At 59.0% G+C, this 19,201-nt stretch carries 18 protein-coding genes; 11 read left to right on the plus strand and 7 right to left on the minus strand.

Going from position 1 to position 19,201, the window contains the following annotated elements; all coding sequences use genetic code 11:
* Positions 1 to 90 precede the first annotated feature (90 nt).
* The gene (locus AC3ZVB_RS10425; RefSeq protein ID WP_490146458.1) at positions 91 to 1,095 is read left to right on the plus strand and encodes a FecR family protein; all 1,005 of its coding nucleotides are present in this window, start codon (positions 91 to 93) and stop codon (positions 1,093 to 1,095) included.
* A gap of 72 nt (positions 1,096 to 1,167) precedes the next feature.
* Here AC3ZVB_RS10425 and pvdQ read toward each other — a convergent pair whose 3' ends face one another.
* Positions 1,168 to 3,510, minus strand: coding sequence for a bifunctional acylase PvdQ (gene pvdQ, locus AC3ZVB_RS10430; protein ID WP_490146459.1), 2,343 nt, complete (start codon positions 3,508 to 3,510; stop codon positions 1,168 to 1,170).
* A gap of 244 nt (positions 3,511 to 3,754) precedes the next feature.
* Between pvdQ and AC3ZVB_RS10435 the strand changes: the two genes are divergently transcribed.
* Complete coding sequence (locus AC3ZVB_RS10435; RefSeq protein WP_162436445.1) at positions 3,755 to 4,126, plus strand: fe2+ zn2+ uptake regulation protein; 372 nt, start codon at positions 3,755 to 3,757, stop codon at positions 4,124 to 4,126.
* A gap of 21 nt (positions 4,127 to 4,147) precedes the next feature.
* Here the strand turns inward: AC3ZVB_RS10435 and AC3ZVB_RS10440 are convergent, their stop codons facing one another.
* Complete coding sequence (locus tag AC3ZVB_RS10440) at positions 4,148 to 4,336, minus strand: hypothetical protein (RefSeq protein ID WP_162436446.1); 189 nt, start codon at positions 4,334 to 4,336, stop codon at positions 4,148 to 4,150.
* A gap of 159 nt (positions 4,337 to 4,495) precedes the next feature.
* Between AC3ZVB_RS10440 and AC3ZVB_RS10445 the strand changes: the two genes are divergently transcribed.
* Positions 4,496 to 4,630 carry a hypothetical protein gene (locus AC3ZVB_RS10445; protein ID WP_490146460.1) on the plus strand — a complete coding sequence of 45 codons (135 nt, stop codon included), beginning with the start codon at positions 4,496 to 4,498 and terminating at the stop codon, positions 4,628 to 4,630.
* A gap of 4 nt (positions 4,631 to 4,634) precedes the next feature.
* Here the strand turns inward: AC3ZVB_RS10445 and AC3ZVB_RS10450 are convergent, their stop codons facing one another.
* A complete protein-coding gene (locus tag AC3ZVB_RS10450; protein WP_490146461.1) occupies positions 4,635 to 4,841 on the minus strand; it encodes a hypothetical protein in 207 nt (68 codons plus the stop codon).
* Between AC3ZVB_RS10450 and AC3ZVB_RS10455 the strand changes: the two genes are divergently transcribed.
* From AC3ZVB_RS10455 to AC3ZVB_RS10470, 4 genes are all read left to right on the plus strand, one after another.
* Entirely contained in the window at positions 4,840 to 5,286 is a 447-nt protein-coding gene (locus AC3ZVB_RS10455; RefSeq protein WP_490146462.1) for a DUF411 domain-containing protein, read from the plus strand. The genes AC3ZVB_RS10450 and AC3ZVB_RS10455 overlap by 2 nt on opposite strands.
* Positions 5,286 to 5,720: a YqaA family protein gene (locus AC3ZVB_RS10460; protein WP_490146463.1), complete on the plus strand. Its 435-nt coding sequence runs from the start codon at positions 5,286 to 5,288 to the stop codon at positions 5,718 to 5,720. The genes AC3ZVB_RS10455 and AC3ZVB_RS10460 overlap by 1 nt, the downstream gene beginning before the upstream one ends.
* A gap of 85 nt (positions 5,721 to 5,805) precedes the next feature.
* Positions 5,806 to 6,831: an alpha/beta fold hydrolase gene (locus tag AC3ZVB_RS10465; protein WP_490146464.1), complete on the plus strand. Its 1,026-nt coding sequence runs from the start codon at positions 5,806 to 5,808 to the stop codon at positions 6,829 to 6,831.
* Between the two features lie 13 nt (positions 6,832 to 6,844).
* Positions 6,845 to 7,798 (plus strand): D-2-hydroxyacid dehydrogenase family protein, encoded by a 954-nt coding sequence (locus AC3ZVB_RS10470; protein ID WP_490146465.1) that lies wholly within the window; start codon positions 6,845 to 6,847, stop codon positions 7,796 to 7,798.
* Positions 7,799 to 7,858: 60 nt separating this feature from the next.
* Here the strand turns inward: AC3ZVB_RS10470 and AC3ZVB_RS10475 are convergent, their stop codons facing one another.
* A complete protein-coding gene (locus AC3ZVB_RS10475; protein ID WP_490146466.1) occupies positions 7,859 to 8,632 on the minus strand; it encodes a class I SAM-dependent methyltransferase in 774 nt (257 codons plus the stop codon).
* A 139-nt stretch (positions 8,633 to 8,771) separates the two neighbouring features.
* Between AC3ZVB_RS10475 and AC3ZVB_RS10480 the strand changes: the two genes are divergently transcribed.
* Positions 8,772 to 9,302, plus strand: a complete 531-nt coding sequence (locus AC3ZVB_RS10480; protein WP_490146467.1) for a tetratricopeptide repeat protein — start codon at positions 8,772 to 8,774, stop codon at positions 9,300 to 9,302.
* A gap of 108 nt (positions 9,303 to 9,410) precedes the next feature.
* On the opposite strand, the gene AC3ZVB_RS10485 is transcribed toward AC3ZVB_RS10480, so the two are convergent.
* Positions 9,411 to 10,712, minus strand: a complete 1,302-nt coding sequence (locus AC3ZVB_RS10485; RefSeq protein WP_490146468.1) for an ATP-binding protein — start codon at positions 10,710 to 10,712, stop codon at positions 9,411 to 9,413.
* A gap of 4 nt (positions 10,713 to 10,716) precedes the next feature.
* A complete protein-coding gene (locus AC3ZVB_RS10490; RefSeq protein WP_162436455.1) occupies positions 10,717 to 11,418 on the minus strand; it encodes a response regulator in 702 nt (233 codons plus the stop codon).
* A gap of 294 nt (positions 11,419 to 11,712) precedes the next feature.
* Between AC3ZVB_RS10490 and AC3ZVB_RS10495 the strand changes: the two genes are divergently transcribed.
* From AC3ZVB_RS10495 to AC3ZVB_RS10505, 3 genes are all read left to right on the plus strand, one after another.
* The gene (locus AC3ZVB_RS10495; protein WP_490146469.1) at positions 11,713 to 12,870 is read left to right on the plus strand and encodes an efflux RND transporter periplasmic adaptor subunit; all 1,158 of its coding nucleotides are present in this window, start codon (positions 11,713 to 11,715) and stop codon (positions 12,868 to 12,870) included.
* Between the two features lie 15 nt (positions 12,871 to 12,885).
* The gene (locus tag AC3ZVB_RS10500) at positions 12,886 to 15,984 is read left to right on the plus strand and encodes a multidrug efflux RND transporter permease subunit (RefSeq protein WP_490146470.1); all 3,099 of its coding nucleotides are present in this window, start codon (positions 12,886 to 12,888) and stop codon (positions 15,982 to 15,984) included.
* Positions 15,985 to 16,138: 154 nt separating this feature from the next.
* Positions 16,139 to 16,780, plus strand: coding sequence for a DUF1345 domain-containing protein (locus tag AC3ZVB_RS10505; protein WP_490146471.1), 642 nt, complete (start codon positions 16,139 to 16,141; stop codon positions 16,778 to 16,780).
* A 43-nt stretch (positions 16,781 to 16,823) separates the two neighbouring features.
* Here AC3ZVB_RS10505 and AC3ZVB_RS10510 read toward each other — a convergent pair whose 3' ends face one another.
* Positions 16,824 to 19,025 carry a fibronectin type III domain-containing protein gene (locus AC3ZVB_RS10510; RefSeq protein WP_490146472.1) on the minus strand — a complete coding sequence of 734 codons (2,202 nt, stop codon included), beginning with the start codon at positions 19,023 to 19,025 and terminating at the stop codon, positions 16,824 to 16,826.
* Between the last annotated feature and the right edge of the window lie 176 nt (positions 19,026 to 19,201).

Below are 19,201 nucleotides of genomic sequence, written 5' to 3' on the forward strand. Positions count from 1 at the left end.
AAATCTTGCGAGTTTGATGGGTAATTGCCATGACGGTTGTTCTCGACGAGTGAGCTCAAAGGTTAGAATGGCGCAAATCAGGATGAGTCAATGACCGACAGCCCCCTCTCCCAAGCCGAATACGACGCCATTACCGATGCTGCTGCGCATTGGTGCATGCGCTTGCACGCCAACGACTGTACGGCGCAAGAGCGTATCGCATTCGAACAATGGCGTGATGCGCATCCACTTCATGCGTTCGAGTACGAAGCGATGCTGGAGATCTGGGACGTTGCGGGGGATTTGCCTCGTCCGCCGACCATTGCCGCGCCGGTGGAGCACATCAAACCCGCAACACCTTGGCGTACCTTCGGCATCGCTGCCGCCGTGTGCGCGGTGGCGCTGCCATTGGCAGCCGTCAGCGGCTGGAACATGGGGTGGCTGCCGAACGCGTACGAACACATTGAAGCAAGCGATACGGTCCGTCATGTCACCCTTGGCGATGGCAGCCAGGTGGAATTGAACCTGGGCAGCGAGCTGACGTTCAGCAACTACAAGGACCAGCGCCGGGTGACCCTGAAAAAAGGCGAAGCATTCTTCAGGGTCAGCCACGACACCACGCATCCTTTTATAGTGAAAGCGGCGCAAGGCAAGATTCGAGTGACGGGCACCCAATTCAACGTCTGGATGTATGAAGATCAGGTGCGTGTGAACCTGATTGAAGGGTCGGTGCTGGTCAGCAGCAACGATGACCTTCCAGGCGATGGTCTACGTCTCGGGCCGGCCATGCAGGCGAGCTACGGACACGGCGATTACATTCCGCGCATCAGTCAGACCTATGACAATGACAACTCATTGGCTTGGCGCAGGGGCAAGCTGGTGCTGGATGATCTGACGCTGTCCGACGCCCTGCCCTTGATCAACCGCTATCTGGCCAAACCGCTGATTGTGGCTGATCACAGTACCGGTTCGATCCGCATCGGCGGCATCTACAACATCAAGGAACTCAACGGCCTTGTGGCGTCCTTGCCCAAGGTATTGCCGGTCTACGTGACGCGCAACAAGGACGGTAATCCGGTATTGAACGCCCTCCCGCAGCAAACCCCTAAAAGCTGAAAACTCGCGGCCTCGTTTCACTCGATCCTTTGTAGGAGCTGTCGAGCGAAGCGAGGCTGCGATCTTTTGATCTTACTGGTTTACGACCTTGCCAACCGCCTCATCCCGCTCACTGATCGTGCGCACCTGATACTGCGCATCGGCCTTGATCTGCTGTTCGGTAAACGGCATCACGCTCAACTGTTTCTTCGAAAACGCCAGCGTCTGGTCCCGTGAATACTTCGAGGCCGGATCACTGGAGAGCGAAAACGCCAACAAGCCTTGGGCACGCGGTCCGCTGTCGTCAAAGGTCACCACTTGCAGGTAACTCGTCCCGCTGACGACCTCCCGTTTTCCGTCGGTTCGGGGCACGCTCTGTATGGCGTTGTAAACACCCAAAGTGCCCGGTCCACCATGGATGGGTGTCTGCTGCCCCCCGCTGCTCACCACCTGAATGTCCCCCCAACGGCTGTCTTTGTTGAGGCCTTGTTTGTCGACGTTTTCAACAGAGGCCAACATCGCCTGCCGAACGGCCTTCACCACTTCAGGCTGCTCAATCGCCAGACCTCGGGGTGTGTGCTGCGGGTCTTGCGGATCGAACGCCACTCGCCATACATCAGGCATTTCCTGCAACGCTTCCATCACATTCTGGAAGTGGACAAACCCCAGGCCACTGTTCAGGTTCGCGCTGCCGTCCCAAGCCTTCAGGCTGGCGCACAACGGTGCGAGCACCGGTGCGTCTGCGCCCAGATCCGCCGTGCAGAACTGCAACAAGTCCGGCATCACTTGCGCGGCCAGAAACACCTGATCGTCCATCACCATGCGTTGCAGGTCCGCTGCCGCAATAGGGCCAGCCTTGTGCAGTGCACCCAGGCGATCAAGCGCAAAGCGTGAGCGCAGCCCCAATGGCTGGCTGTCCTGGCTGATGAGTGGCGAAAAACCCGTCAGCGGTTGCGCCGGGTTAGCCATCCATGCCGAATCGTTGGAATGCTGCACGAAGTCCTTGCGCAGCAGCTGTGGCAACTGGTCGGACGCATAGATACCTTGTTGCGCCGCCTGAGGATCGATGTCCCAGGCACATTCGCTCCTGGCCCCGTCAAGCACAATCATCTGCAAGCCGGCGCGTGGATCGCTGCACCTGGCCAGTTTTTCTGCATTCACATTGGGCACGACCGACAGGTTCATATAGAGCGTCTGGCCCTTGTCGTCCGCCGCCAGGGTGTTGACCCACGGGATGCCCTGGATCTTGTGCACCGACGCTTGCAACGCCTCAAGGCTGTCCGCCCGGTTCATCTCATACCACTGTTGCAATACCCGGTCGTTTTCCAGGTTGGCGTCGCGCAGGCTATAGGCAAACTGGGTGTCCCAGTCGAGCTTGCCGGGCCACTGCACAATCGGGCCGAACTGCGAGCTGTAAACCACATGGGAGATCGGCTGGACCTGACCATCGGCTTGTTTCGTGTTCACCGTCACGGTCTGTTTTGTCATCGGCAATGACTGGCCGTCGAGCAGGTAACGGGTCGGGTCCTTGGGATCCAGTTGCAGGCGATACAGAGTGAAATGTTTGGATGAATCCACTGTGTGGGTCCAGGCCAGGTGCTGGTTGAAACCGATGTTGATCATCGGCAGACCAGGCAGCGCGGCGCCCATCACGTCGAGCTTGCCGGGAATGGTCAGGTGCATCTGATAGAAACGCATCCCGCCCACCCAGGGAAAATGCGGGTTGGCCAGCAACATGCCGCGACCGTTGAAGGAACGTTCGCTGCCGACGGCGACGGCGTTGCTGCCTCGGTCCAGGGCGAATCGCTGCAGGCGCGAGTCGGCTAGCTGGAATGATCCTGAATCGGCGGTGGCCGCGACGGCCTGGGGTGGCGTGGCGCCGGCCAGCGCTTCGGCGAATTGCCCGACGCCGCCTTCGACCAACAGGCGTCGAGTCAGTTTGACCAGGTCCTGGGCAGTGATGTCGCGCACCCACTCACCCTGGCACTGCGCGGGCAAGCCTTGCACGCGGGTTTCTTTAAGGGAGCGATTGTAGCCCGCGACATAACCTTCAATGAGGTCGCGCACCGCCGGGGTTTGCGCCTGCCAGAAAGCGTCAACGGCCTGGGGGGTGTTTAGCCAGGTGAAAAACAGGTCGCTGACCTGATTTTCACGTTCCTCGACCGTGAACTGCTCAGGCCCGAAATAGCGCGAACGCTCGCCATTGACGGTGGTGATTTCGTTGGCCAGCAAACACAAATTGTCCTGCGCGTAGGCGTACCCGATACCGTAGCCAAGACCGCGTTCGTTATCGGCGCGAATGTGCGGCACACCAAACGTGGTTCGACGGATGTCTGCACTGGCCTGCTCTGACTGGCTGCGCGCGTTCGCTGCAAGGCTTAAACCCACCAAAATGGCGGCAAGGCTCAACCGGGTTAACTGCCTGGAAATAATCACGCTCGCTCCTGATCGAAGATGTCCGGTGCGATCCATTGTGGGAGCGCACTTCATCCCCCAAGAACGAAACAAATGGCAAAAAATTTAGCGCATGAAACCCCGTACCAAAGGCATCTCACGACTTGTCGACGCGGCGTCGACAAAATTTCTACATTCGAGCCTTCATGATTTGCCAGGCTCATGCGTCTTATTGATTGAGAGCACCAATAATTTCCCGGATCAGGCTCTGAAAAGGAGTTTTTGCATGCACAACTCGCAACTGCCAACGGACGGTAGCACTGCGCCAATGAGTACCACCATTGGCTCCGGCGTTTTCGATCAACGTACCGATCGCCATGGCAACGAACGCATCAGGATGCTGCTCAAGAGCTTCGGCCTGCGCACCAGCCTGATTCGCCTGAAAGTCATCGACGCCTTACTCAACGCCGCCGAACACGACCGCACCCTGGGTGTCCGCGGGCTGCACAGCCAACTGCTGGATCTGGACATCCCCCTGTCGTTTCTCAGCGTGCGCGAAGTGTTGAAACGCCTGTGCAGCGAAGGCGTGATCGAACTCAACAGTGACAAAAGCTACCGCCTGAACCCCCAGGCATTCGCCGCATTGCACGGCGAATAACCGGTTTTCAAGGTGCGTCGCTCAAGGCTTGACCTTGCGACGCATTACACCGTTCACCACTACCACGATCACCGCCACGGCGATGGCGATGTACTGGAACATTTTTTCAGTGATAACGCCTGTGTTCTGCAAATAGGACAGGCCAAACATGATCGCCAGTACCACCAGCGAGATCAGAATCGAATATTTCAAACGTTGCGACTGTGTCATTGCGAGTTCCTGAAGCTGATGAAAATGTATCCGGTTTGTATCCGGTCGCATGCCAAGCCCTTACCGTATTCCGGGGATGGCACGCTGCAAACGGGGTCTCATGTTACAGCCGATGAAGAGTTTTAGCTTTATCACGGCGCTCACCATGAGGATTTTCACATGTTCCGTCGAATCACACGGCTGATTCCCCTGCTGGCCCTTTTAACCCTGAGCGGTTGCATCGTTTTCCCACACGGCGGCGGGCATCACGACCACTATGGCCGGGGCGGCCCGGGTGACTATCAGCACCGTTAACCGTTCACTTCTTCTCACCCTGAGCACCCTTGCCGGTGCTCAGTGGCCAACCTGACAACATTGTCATCTTCGCTTCATCTGCCTGACAGCCTTGATCTACGATCATCAGGTCGTTGAGCTTTGAATTAATTCGAAACACTCCTTGAATGCCTGGTCGCTGAAAATGGTCAGAATGCATTTTTTTGGCCGCAGTTCGAAACGAGATGCCCATGCGAACCCACCTGCGACTGGCTGCCCTGAGCGCCCTGTTCATTTCCTCCCTGGCCCAGGCCGCCGACTTGATCCCGATTGAAGTTCATCGCGATGCCAACTGCGGCTGCTGCAAAAAGTGGATCAGCCATCTGGAAGCCAATGGTTTCAAGGTCGAGGATCACGTTGAAGCCGACATGAGCCAATTCAAGCAACAGCACGGTGTGCCCCCGCGCCTGGCGTCCTGCCACACCGGCCTGATCAACGGCAAATTCGTCGAAGGTCATGTTCCGGCCGATCAGGTTCTGGCCTTGAGCAAGCGCGATGACCTGCTGGGCGTTGCCGCCCCCGGTATGCCCATGGGTTCGCCCGGCATGGAAATGGACGGCATGAGCGATGCGTATCAGGTGATCGGCCTTAAAAAGGACGGTACGGATGTCGTGGTGGCGGACTATCCCGCCCAGTGATGTTCGGCGCTTACATCGGGCTGTTTTTCGCGGCCTTCGGCGCGGCGACCCTGCTGCCCCTGCAATCGGAAGCGGTTCTGGTGGGGTTGTTGCTCAGCGGCAAGTATTGGCTATGGTCACTGCTGGCGGTTGCGACCCTGGGCAATGTCCTGGGCTCGTTGGTGAACTGGTGGCTGGGGCGCAGCATTGAACGCTTTCGCGATCGGCGCTGGTTCCCGGTCAGCCCCCGTCATCTGGAAAAAGCCCGCATTCACTATCGACGTTACGGCCACTGGTCGCTGCTGCTCAGTTGGTTGCCTGTCATTGGCGATCCGCTCACCTTGGTGGCCGGTGTCATGCGCGAGCCCCTGGGTCGATTCCTGCTGATCGTGACCCTCGCTAAAGGCGCTCGTTACGGGGTGTGGGCCCTGGCGACCCTCGGCTGGATGGGTTGAACGATCTGGCGCGGTCATTGCCTGTGTTTAATGTCGCCCTAATCAAGCCGTTCCAGCATCGGCCGATTTCCACTGGAGTTTACTCATGCCTCTCACCCTCTCGCGCTGGCTGCCCGGCCTTCTGTTGACCGCTGCGTTGCCCTCCCTCGCCCACGCCGAAGGCCCGGAATACGGACCCGAGCTGCAAGGGTTCGAGTACCCCTACACGGTCAAGCATTTCGCCTTCGAGTCTCAAGGCCAATCCCTGCAAATGGGTTACATGGACGTTGCCGCTGAAGGCAAAACCAACGGCCGCACCGTGGTGCTGATGCACGGCAAAAACTTCTGCGGTGCCACGTGGGACACGTCGATCAAGGCGCTCAGCGAAGCCGGGTATCGGGTCATCGCACCGGATCAAATCGGTTTTTGCACTTCCAGCAAGCCAGAGCATTATCAATACACGTTCCAGCAACTGGCGACCAACACGCAACAATTGCTCAAGGCCCTGGGCATCCAGAAAGCCACCTTGCTGGGCCACTCCACCGGCGGCATGCTCGCGACTCGCTACGCCCTGCAATATCCTGAGCAGGTTGAACAGCTGGCGATGGTCAATCCCATTGGCCTGGAAGACTGGAAAGCCCTCGGTGTCCCTTATCGCACTGTCGACCAGTGGAATGAGCGCGAGCTCAAAGTGACGGCGCAAGGCATCCGCGACTACGAGCGCACCACCTATTACGATGGCCGCTGGAAGCCTGAGTACGACCGCTGGGTAGACATGTACGCGGGTCTGGCCAAAGGTCCGGGCAAAGTCCTGGTGGCTTGGAATTCGGCGCTGATCTACGACATGATCTTTACCCAGCCGGTGTATTACGAATTCAAGAACCTGAAGATGCCGACACTGTTGTTGATTGGCACCTCGGACACCACAGCGATTGGCAAGGACATTGCCCCGCCAGAGGTCAAAGCGAAAATCGGCCATTACGATGTGCTTGGCAAACAGGTCGCCAAACTCATTCCGCATTCCACACTGGTGGAATTCCCCGGCATGGGCCACGCACCGCAAATGGAAGAACCGACAAAATTCCACCAGGCCCTGCTCGCCTGGCTGAACAAAACCAACCCCGTTCGTTGATGAGGTAACGCTGATGGCGGTGCAGATAGCGGTGATCGATGATTGGCAGGATGTCGCGAGCGGCGTAGTGGATTGGTCGGCGCTGGAGGGCATTGGCGAGGTGCACTTTGTCCATGACTACCCAGCCGACAATGACGCCTTGGCCAAACGCCTGGAAACGTTCCAGGTGATCTGTGTGATGCGCGAACGCACCCGCTTCGATGACGACCTGCTGCGTCGCTTGCCCAACCTCAAGCTGCTGGTGACAGGCGGCATGCGCAATGCCGCTCTGGACATCAAAGCCGCAGGCGCGCTGGGTATTCAGGTGTGCGGCACTGACAGCTACAAGCACGCGGCGCCGGAGCTGACCTGGGCGTTGATCATGGCCGCGACCCGCAACCTGGTGAACGAAGCCAACGCCCTGCGCCAAGGCAAATGGCAACAGGGTCTGGGCGGTGATCTGCACGGCAAAACCCTGGGCATTCTGGGGCTGGGGAGTATCGGTCAACGGGTCGCCCGCTTCGGTCAGATGTTCGGCATGCGGGTCATTGCCTGGAGCGAAAACCTGACCTCCGAGCGTGCGGCCGAGGCAGATGTCACTTACGTCAGCAAACAGGAATTGTTCGAACAGGCTGACGTGTTATCGGTGCACCTGGTACTCAGCGATCGCAGCCGGGGCATCGTCGACGCTCAGGCACTGGACTGGATGAAACCGACCGCGCTGCTGGTCAACACGGCTCGTGGGCCGATTGTCGATGAGTCGGCGCTGATCAAGGCTCTGCAAAAAAACCGCATTGCCGGCGCGGCACTGGACGTCTTCGAACAGGAGCCCCTGCCCGCTCATCATCCGTTCAGGACCCTGGACACTGTACTGGCGACGCCGCATGTCGGGTACGTCAGCCAGCAGAACTATCACCTGTTTTTCTCGCAGATGATCGAAGACATTCAAGCCTGGGCTGCCGGAGCGCCGATTCGGCTGCTGAGCTGAAACCGAGTCATCGTTCATCGTCGGAACACCGCCCGGAGCAGGCTCAGCTCCCACAACGATTCAGCCACCTTTCACGGCCACGAAGGCTGCAGTCATATAGGGCACTGTCACAACATCCTTGTTACGCAATTCAGGCTCGGACGCGATAAGCGCCCGCAGCTGTTCATCAACCTTTGCCCGCTCCATCGCCGGCAGTGCAGCGATGAAACTGGTCGAGCGCACCCGATTGAGAATCACATCCTCCGGCGCCCCGGTGTGTCCATGGGCGAATTGCTGCTCCTGCAGCGGCCCGAATGCGTCATGGGGAAACGCATCGCGCCAGGCGCCGGTGTAATACCGTGGCGTGTCACCCTCCAGCGCATTGACGATCGCATCCAGCTTCGGCACCCAGCCGATGCGGGTATCACGCAGGTTCCACACCAGGCCCAACTTGCCACCGGGCTTGAGCACCCGAGCGATTTCGTCCAGGGCGTCACGGCTGGCGAACCAGTGAAATGCCTGGGCGCACACCACAACATCCACCGAAGCATCAGGCAACGGCAGGTCCGTGGCCGTACCACTGACAGCCAGTGCTTGCGGATAGGCGGCTGACAATAGTTCCAGCATCTGCGCCACCGGCTCCACGGCAATCACTTGTGCCCCGGTCGCCACCAGCCGACCAGTGAACTTGCCAGTTCCGGCCCCCAGGTCTATGACAGTGGTGTGCGCATTCAGACCGAGCACCTCCGTCAGCCAAACAGTAAGTTGCGGTGGATAGTCCGGACGACCGCGTACGTACGTCTCGGCAGCGGTTTTGTAGCCAGCAGCGGCAGTATGGTGGACGTGATCTTTCATGGCAGCGCTCCAGAACGGCAACGAATGCTAACGAGCATAGCGTCTGGGGTTGAGCTTTCCTTACAGAGATCGCCTGAAAGTAATGAACAATTGTTCACGCTGCGGTGTTCTATAGCTTTCACCCCTGAGGATTGGTCCTATGAATACTCGTCTTGCCTGGTGCTGCACCCCGCTGTTGCTGGCCGTCGCCCTGTGCAGTTCCTTTGCGTTTGCCAACGGCGACGAGGAAGAGCCGGCCAAGCCCAATTGCCCCAAAGGCCAGGTCTGGGACAGCAAGCAGCAAAAATGCCTGATGCAAAACAGCAGCTTGCTGCCGGACGCGGATCGCACCGATTACGCCTATCGCCTGGCCAGGGACGGACGCTACGAGGAAGCCTTGGCGTTGCTGGATACGCTCAAGGAGCCGAACACCGCCAAAGCGCTGAACTATCGCGGATACGCGACGCGCAAACTCGGTCGCACCGACGAAGGCATCGGGTACTACTTGCGATCGGTCAAACTCGACCCCCAGTACGCGCAAGTGCGCGAATACCTTGGCGAAGCGTATGTGATCAAAGGTCGGCTGGATCTGGCGCAGGAGCAGTTGCAGGAAATCAAATTGATTTGCGGCAATACGTGCGAAGAGTACGAGGATCTGGCGGAGGCCATTAATGGCTCGTCGAAAACCTGATTGCTGAATGCACAGTATCTTGTCGAGTGACGAACGGTGGCGAGCGAGCTTGCTCGCCACCGTGTGTGTCGCGTCTGGAGAAGGGTTTGTGGTGCTCCTGAAGAACGATCAGCCAGGCGTTGGCAGCCATAGCCTGAATCGCGCGCCACCGAGCGGTGATGCCTCGACCGTCAGCGTTCCACCCTGCGCCTCCAGCGCGCGCCGACTGATCGCCAGCCCCAGGCCAAAGCCGCCCGTGGCGCGGTCGCGGCTGCGGTCGAGGCGATAAAAGGGTTCGAAAATGCGCTCAACCTCGTCGTCGGGGATCCCGATGCCATCGTCATCGACCCAGATTTCACACCCCTGAGCCACGACCTGCACGCTGACCTGAATGCGTTTTTCACAATAGCGCATGGCGTTGCGCAGCAGGTTCTGCAGCGCCCGGGCGGTCAGGCGCGGGTCAAGGCTGAAGCGTTCGAGTTGCCCGTGAAGCCGCACGTCGATGACGATGTCCGGTGACTCCAGTTCTTCATCGACGCTGCCCAGCACGCTGTCGACGAATTCATCCAGCGAAACCTCGACCTGCTCCGGCAACCGCGCCGGGTTTTGCAGGCGGCTGTAGGACAGCAATTCCAGCACCAGTTCATCCAGCTCTCGAATGTGCGCGACCAGCCCTTGCAGGCGTTCACGGCTGGCGGCCGGCATATCGTCGGACAGCGCCAGTGCCAGGCCGAAATCCAGGCGGGTCAGCGGGGTTCGCAATTCGTGGGAGACAGCGTTGAGCAAGTCGCGCTGTTGATTGAGCAAGCTCTCGATATCACCCGCCATCGTGTCGAACACATTCGCCAGGCTGCCGATGTTGGAACGTGGTGAAATCTTCGTACGCTCGCCCAACTGTCCTTTGCCGAAGCGCTCCGCAGTCCCCTTGAGACGCTCCAGATCGCGCCAGTGCCCACGCAGCCACAGCAACATGCAAGCGAGCATGGTCGCGCCGATCAGCACGTTGATGCTCCAGTACAACAGGTTGACGTCGAGCGGGTCCGGCGGCACCACCATTTGCACGGCCATGTGCTGGTTCAGCGGCGCCACGGCCAGCGTGCGCCATCCCCAGTCACCGATGCGCACGACGTTCTCGCCACGCTGCAAACGTTGCTGTTCGGCGGGGGTGAAATCGTCGGAATCACTGCGTGCCAGGACGATGTGCAGTGGCTGGAATTCCTTGTCCATCTCGTCGGCCAGGGCCGGCCATTGCGCCTCGGGTATCGCTTGAAATTGCTTGGCAATGAGCGTCTGCAATCCTCGGGAGTAATCCAGGTTGTACGCCATGAAGCGTTCATGGAAGAGCTTGATCACCAGGTCGGGGACCAGGTAAATCGCCGCGCTGTACGAGACGATGGTCACCAGGTACAGACGAAACAGAAGTCTGAACATGGCGTCAGCATTCCCACTCGGAGCGGCTGAACAGGTAACCCTTGCCCCACACGGTCTTGATTTTGCGCGCCTCGCCCGCGTTGTCGTCGAACTTGCGCCGCAGCTTGGAAATCGCCACGTCCACCGAGCGGTCAGTGCCGTTGAATTCGATACCGCGCAAGCGTTGCAGAATCTGGTCGCGGCTCAGCACTTCGCCGGCATGCCGGGCCAGCACCACCAGCAGGTTGTACTCGCCGCTGGAGAGCTCAAGTAACTGATCGCGCCAGGTCACAGTGCGCTCGGACAGGTCGATACACAGGTTGCCTATGAGGATGCGGTCATTGGCGGTCTGCGGTTCGCTGAGGCTGCTGCGACGCAGCAAGGTTCGCACCCGCGCCAGCAGTACCCGCGGTTCGCAGGGCTTGGTGACGTAATCGTCGGCGCCCATCTCCAGGCCCAGTACCTGATCGTGGCTGTCGTCGCGGGCGGTGAGCATCAGAATCGGCAGCGTGGCCGAATCAGCGCGCAGCAGACGGCAGACTTGCAGACCGTCGAGGCCCGGCAGCATCAGGTCGAGGATGACCAGGTCCGGCGGATTGAGCCGCGCACGTTCGCGCACCTGGTCACCGCGGCTGATCACGCTCACGGAGTAGCTATTGCGTTCCAGGTAGCTGGCAATCAGTTCGGCGAGCGCGGTGTCGTCTTCGACCAGGAGGATGTTGGGCATGGGTGTTTCCAGAAAGTACGGTGGCGCCAGTTATGCCGCTATCGCGGGCAAGCCCGCTCCCACAGGGATCGGATGTGGACATGGATTGGGTGAACATCCCCGGTCACTGTGGGAGCGGGCTTGCCCGCGATGGCGGCCCTACAGTCGCAAAAAAGTCTCAGGCTGCAAAGGATATACGCCCCCGCACACACCTGAGTAAAACCCTTACACAATTTCACACAGCACCTACAAAGCTTCACCGCTACCCTCGCCACCTGCCAGTAGCATGCTGGTGGTTATTTTTGGGGTAATTACATGTCGAAGAATCTGCTCGCCAGGCTCAGCCTGATTGCACTGGCCGTGATGCTCAGCGCCTGTGACAAGTCATCGGTCGCTGAAGAAGCGGCGCCGTTGGCCACCGTTCGCATCGAGACTATCGAAGCACGGCCGTTGTCGATCAGCAGTGAACTCAGCGGGCGGATCGTCGCGCCGCGCATCGCCGAAGTCCGCGCGCGCGTGGCCGGGGTCGTGCTGCAGCAGGTTTACCGTGAAGGCAGCGACGTGCAAAAAGGCGATGTACTGTTTCGCATCGACCCGGCGCCGTTCAAAGCCGACCTGGACAGCGCCGAGGCGTCCCTGCGCAAGGCTGAGGCCAACGCCTTCCAGGCACGCCTGCAAGAGCAGCGTTACGCCCAACTGATCGAAGGCAACGCCATCAGCGGCCAGGATTACGACAACGCCCGGGCCGCGACCCGGCAAACAGCCGCCGAAGTTTCCGCCAACAAGGCCGCAGTAGAGCGGGCGAAGCTGAACCTTGGCTACGCCACCGTCACAGCGCCGATTTCCGGACGTATCGGACGGGCCCTGGTCACCGAAGGGGCCTTGGTCGGACAGAACGAAACCACCCCTCTGGCACTGATTCAACAGCTGAACCCGATCCACGCCGACCTGACCCAATCGACCCGGGAACTTAACGACCTGCGCCGTGCTTTCCGCTCCGGCCAGTTGCAGCAGGTCGGTCAAGGCCAGGCCAAAGCCACGCTGATCCAGGATGACGGCAGCCTGTATCCGTTGCCGGGCAAGCTGCTGTTCACCGACATCACCGTTGACCCAGGCACCGGCCAGATCATCCTGCGCAGCGAGTTTCCCAACCCGGACCTTGATTTGCTGCCGGGCAGCTTTGTTCGGGTGCGCCTGGAGCAAGCCGTCAATCAGCAAGGCATCAGCGTGCCGCAACGGGCGATTCAGCGAGACAGCGCGGGTATCGCCCAAGTGCTGCTGCTGGATTCCGAACTGCGGGTCGGCCAGCAACCCGTCGAACTGGGTGCGGTGCAGAACGATCGCTGGATCGTCACCGGCGGCCTGAAGGCCGGCGACCGCATCGTCATCGAGGGCCTGCAACACGCCCGTCCCGGTGAAAAAGTGCAGATCGATGACACCCCTCTTCCACTTGCCCAGGTTTCTGGTCAGTAAGCAGGACGCTTTTTTATGCCGCAGTTCTTTATCGACCGCCCGGTATTCGCCTGGGTGGTCGCCTTGTTTATCCTGCTGGCCGGTGCCTTGGCCATCCCGCAGTTGCCGGTCGCGCAGTACCCCGACGTTGCGCCGCCGCAGGTCGAGATCTATGCCGTGTACCCCGGCGCCTCGGCGCAAACCATTGATGAAAGCGTGGTCAGCCTGATTGAGGAAGAACTCAACGGTGCTGATCATCTGCTGTATTTCGAGTCCCAGAGCAGCCTGGGCAGCGCGACGATCAAGGCCACCTTCCAGCCGGGCACCAACCCTGAACTGGCCCAGGTCGATGTGCAAAACCGCCTGAAAGTGGTGGAGTCGCGCTTGCCCCAAGCGGTGAATCAGCAAGGTTTGCAGGTAGAGAAAGTCTCCTCTGGTTTCCTGCTGTTGATCACCCTCACCTCCAGCGATGGCAAGCTCGACGAAGTGGCGCTCAGTGACTACCTGGCGCGCAACGTGATGAACGAAATCAAGCGCCTGGACGGTGTCGGCAAGGCGCAACTGTACGGCGCCGAGCGGGCCATGCGAATCTGGATCGACCCGCAGAAACTGATCGGCTTCAACCTCACGCCCGCCGACGTCAACGCGGCCATCGTCGCGCAGAACGCTCAGGTTTCCGCCGGCAGCATTGGTGATTTGCCGACCCGCAGCACCCAGGAAATCACCGCGACCATTCTGGTGAAAGGTCAGCTGTCGACCCCGGAAGAATTCGCCGACATCGTGCTCAAGGCCAATCCCGACGGCTCTACGGTGCGCATCGCCGATGTGGCGCGTGTGGAGATCGGCAGTCAGGAATACCAGTTCGGCACTCGCCTGAACGGCAAGCCGTCGACCGCCGTCAGCGTGCAGCTCGCACCCAGCGCCAACGCCTTGAACACCGCAACGCTGGTGCGGGCGAAGATGGATGAACTTTCGCGCTACTTCCCGGCAGGGGTTGAATACAAGATTCCGTACGACACCTCGCCCTTTGTCAAAGTCTCGATCACCAAAGTGGTGTACACCCTCGGCGAGGCGATGCTGCTGGTGTTCGCGGTGATGTTCCTGTTCCTGCAGAACATTCGCTACACGCTGATTCCCACGCTGGTGGTTCCGGTCGCCTTGATGGGGACTTTCGCGACCATGCTGGCGCTCGGGTTTTCGATCAACGTGCTGACCATGTTCGGCATGGTGCTGGCCATCGGCATCCTGGTGGATGACGCGATTGTGGTGGTGGAAAACGTCGAACGAATCATGGTCACCGAGGGCCTCTCGCCCAAGGAGGCGACGCGCAAGGCGATGAAGCAGATCACCGGCGCGATCATTGGTATTACGCTGGTGCTGGTGGCGGTGTTCATACCCATGGCGTTCATGCAGGGCTCGGTTGGCGTGATTTATCGCCAGTTTTCCTTGTCGATGGCCACCTCGATCCTGTTCTCGGCGTTCCTTGCGCTGACCTTGACCCCGGCACTCTGCGCAACATTGCTCAAGCCGATCGCCAAGGGCGAGCATCATGCCAAGGGCGGCTTCTTCGGCTGGTTCAACCGCCGCTTCGAGCAGCTGACCGAGCGTTATCAAGGCTGGGTTTCATACGCGCTCAAGCGCAGCGGTCGATACCTGTTGATCTACGGCGTGCTGTTGATCGGTCTGGGAGTGATGTTCAGTCGCCTGCCCTCCTCGTTCCTGCCGGTTGAAGATCAGGGCTACACCATCACCGACGTGCAACTTCCGCCGGGTGCGAGCAAAAACCGTACGGTCGAGGTCGTCGAACAAATCGAAGCGCACAACGCCACCGAGCCAGGCGTTGGCGACAGCACGGTGATTCTGGGTTTCAGTTTTTCCGGCAGCGGACAGAACGCCGCGTTGGCGTTTACCACCCTCAAGGACTGGTCCGAACGTGGCAGTGACGACTCGGCGAGTTCCATTGCTGACCGGGCCAACATCGCCCTGAGCCAGATCAAGGACGCCGTTGCGTTCGCCGTCTTGCCGCCTCCGGTCGATGGTCTCGGGACCTCCAGCGGTTTTGAATTCCGTCTGCAGGACCGTGGCGGTCTCGGCCATGCCACGCTGATGCAGGCACGCACCGAGTTGCTGGCCGCTGCTGAGAAGAGCCCGGTCCTGATGAACGTGCGCGAAAGCGCCCTGGCCGAGGCGCCGCAGGTGCAACTGATCGTGGATCGCAAGCAGGCCAATGCGTTGGGCGTGTCGTTTGCCGACATTGGCAACGTGCTGTCCACCGCCGTCGGTTCGACCTACGTCAACGACTTCCCCAATCAGGGGCGGATGCAGCGGGTGGTGGTTCAGGCTGAAGGCGATCAACGCAGTCAGGTGGCCGATTTGCTGAAAATGCACGTACGAAACAGTGCCGGGAAAATGGTGCCGCTGTCGGCGTTCGTTCAGGCCGAATGGACCCAGGGGCCGGCGCAATTGACGCGCTACAACGGCTATCCGGCGATCAGCATTTCCGGCGAACCGAAACCCGGTCACAGCACCGGCGAAGCCATGGCGGAAATCGAACGACTGGTCGCTCAAGGTCCCGCCGGGTTGGGTCAGGAATGGACCGGGCTGTCACTGCAGGAACGCCTGTCCGGCAGTCAGGCGCCGATTCTCCTCGGGCTGTCGCTGCTGATCGTGTTCCTGTGCCTGGCGGCGTTGTACGAGAGCTGGTCGATCCCTACGTCGGTACTGCTGGTCGTGCCGCTCGGCGTGCTGGGCGCGGTGCTGGCGGTGACGTTGCGCGGGATGCCTAACGACGTGTTCTTCAAGGTCGGGCTGATTACCATCATCGGCCTGTCGGCAAAGAACGCGATCCTGATCATCGAATTCGCCAAGAGTCTGTATGACGAAGGCCACGACCTGATCGATGCCACCCTGCAAGCGGCGCGCTTGCGTCTGCGACCGATTGTCATGACGTCATTGGCGTTCATCCTCGGCGTGGTGCCACTGGCGATTGCCACCGGTGCCAGCTCGGCAAGCCAGCAGGCCATTGGTACCGGAGTCATCGGCGGGATGATCACCGCGACATTGGCGGTGCTGTTCGTGCCGGTGTTTTTTGTGGTGGTGATGAAGCTGGTGCGCAAACGCCACATGCCCAAATAACACCGTAGATCCCTCGTAGGAGCTGCCGCAGGCTGCGATCTTTTGATCTTGATCTCTCAAGAACAACATCAAAAGATCGCAGCCTGCGGCAGCTCCTACAAAAGCGGAGTTGCGTGCGCTATGGTGCACAGACGCGCCGCCATATTGAGCTCACATGCCCTTCCTTGCCCGTACCCACCCTCGCCTGTCCGCCGCCACCACCCTCGGCATCGCCGTGGGTATCCTGGCACCGGCCGATTCCATCATCAGTAAAATCCTTTACGGCTGGAACGCCGGCGTCTGGACGTATCTGGTGCTGATGCTCTGGCTTACCTCGCGGGCCAAGGCACCCGATGTAAAGCGCATTGCCGAGATCGAAGATGAAAATGCCGGGCTGGTGCTGTTCGTGGTGTGCATCGCCGCGATCGCGAGCCTGGCGACCATCACCTTCGAACTGGCCGGCAGCAAGGACCTGGACAGCACCCACAAGCTGATGCACTACGGCTTCACGGCGTTGACCGTCATCGGCTCCTGGCTGCTGATCGGGGTGATCTTCAGCGTGCACTACGCCCGTCTGTTTTACACCTGGGAGGGCAAGGAACAGGCATTGCGTTTTGCCGAAGGCCTCACGACACCCAACTACTGGGACTTCCTTTACTTCTCGTTCACCATCGGCGTGGCGGTGCAGACGTCCGATGTGGGTGTGGCTACACGGGACATGCGCAAGATAGTCCTGGCGCAGTCGTTGATCGGGTTCTTGTTTAACACCGCGATATTGGGCTTTTCGATCAATATCGCGGCGGGGTTGTTTGGGTGAAAAAACAGAACGCACGACTTTTCGCGCCAACCAGTGCTCTGACTCAGTTGGTGGTTAACTCAGAAAGCAGCGATTCGGAATACCCCGCTGCATTATTTGCAACAATATCTACTTTGTAGCGCGTTCGTGGAACCAGGACCGTTTGCAGCATCGGCCTGGTGACATTGCTAGCAACCTCGTTCCCCATTGGAGTGGTCAAGGCAACGCGATAGCCGGTCACTTGCGCGCCCTCTGTTGGCGCATCCCATTTCAGGGTCGAGAGCAATCCGTTTTGCGAGCATTGAAAGTTGCTTGGCGCATTCGGCACTCCGTCATTTTCCTCAATAGTAAAAAAACGTTTTTGCGCTGGGTCCGATAGCGTTAATGCAATGGTGCGTGCGCGCACCTCAACGGTGTATTCAGTGCCGGGTTCTAATGCCTGGAGATGATATTGAAAGCTTGAGGTCGCGCCAACGAACGTCCCATTGCGATAAACCAGATAACCCAACACCGCGACGTCATCCGTCGCAACACTCCACGATAAGGTGGCGTAGGACGCGGTAATGGCGGTGACCTGCAGTGCTTCGGGTTTTCCTGGACGCCTTTCAATCAGAACGCGGCTTGCTTGCGAAATATTATTGCCCCCGCCCTTTGCACGAACAGCCAGCCAATACTCAAGCTGCGCATCCAGGTTTTTGATTTCGCAGGGAGGGCGAGTTACCTCAAATGTCTCGATGCCTGCGCCGGATATTTCATAACCCACCGCTTCGGGACATGTAGTACATGTCGCGTAGGGCTCGTCCCACGTCAATATACCGGTGGTTGCAGATTGGCGAATGCCTTTTAAATTGCCTGGCGAGCAGATCAGCATTCCGGAATAAGCAAGTGTTTTGAAGTTGTCTGTCAAATAGTCAGAACAGTAACCCTCCACCGCTATCGCGCGGACTTTGAACAGGTATTCAGTCTTTTCGATCAGATCGGTCAGGACATAGTGTGTATCGGGGACCGTGTCCAGGCGTCGATCTCCCAGATATACCTCGTACCGGGTACCCGCCGGATAATCGGCGCCAGCGCTCCATTGCCAGGTGGCCGATTCATCGGTCAGCTCGATGGCAGACAAGTTGCGTGGCGCTTCAAACGTCCTGGTCGTGAAGGAATTACTGCGAGGCTCAGACACTCCGCTGGCATTGGAACCGCTGACATCGATGAAATATCGGGTATCCGGCTGCAAACCTCGAAACGTATACGTCATGTTCTTCGTTATCTGGGTATCAATGACTTCACGCTCATGATCTTCCAATCCATAGCTGACCTGAAATTCAGCGGATCGCGGCGGCTCCCAAATAACCTGTACGGTGTCGCGGGTCGGGAACGTCGAAATAGCGCCTGGGGTCGAAGGCAATTCTGGCCCTTCCTGAGTTCTTTGGGTGATGTGCGATGGCAACGAAGCGCCGTTGGCGTTGGCCGCGGACACCATGACGGCGTACAACGTATTTTTGGTGAGTCCCGTTAGCGTGTGGTGGGCGACGTCTGTGTCCTGGCGCTGATACTCACCATCAGGTTCGACTTTGTAGTGAATGATGTAAAAAGCCGCGCCTGCAGAAGCCGACCAAGTGAGGTCCATCGAAACAATCGCTGGTGCAGCGCGCAAATCTGCAGGTGTCGGGGGCACCGGCAACGTCTGCTTGACGACACGTGCCGGTTCCGAATCGCCGTTGTTGTTAGACGAGCGAACCTCGAAGTAGTAAGGGGTATTGGACCGCAACTCACTGATCGTAGACTCAGTTGTTATAGAAGTAACCTGTGTGGCCGGGCCGCCGGGCTCAGTGCCGTAACTGATCTTGTAGCTGGATGCATTGGCGGCGCCTGACCATGTCAACTTCATGCTATAGCCGGAAGGCGATGCATTGAGATTCGTCGGACTGGCCGGCCCGGAAGCGGCGGGTGTGGTCATTCCTTCCACCCTGCCTCTATTGCGAGATTCAACCTCGCCGACAGTTCCCCAAACAAAGATCTCATAGAGGGTGTCCGGCGCTAACGCTGTGATCGTGTACTTTCCAGCTGGCGTAGTAAACGGCAGGTCCATTTGATACTTATCATTCGCACTGTCGTATGGCTTGCGCCCCCACTTGATTCGCACGCCTGTATTAGGATTGTGGGGGCTTTCAAACACCCAGCTGATTTTGAGAGACGACACCGTAGCCTGCACCAGGATTACCTGGCCTGGTGATACCGGGTCGGACAATGATTGTTCGTCAGAGGTCATTTTGATATTTCTCGAGTGGGCATTCGAGCAGCCATTAACGCTCATCGGCTTTCGCAGAGCCACTCACAGATCTGATAGTTGCGCAACTCGTTTTATATGCTAGCGGTCGGCATCACTTTGCAAACTGCGCACCTGTGGGCCCTCTGCAAAGACGACTCTCGGCTGCTCGATCAACA

Source organism: Pseudomonas sp. MDV22-iso1, from assembly GCF_058145095.1.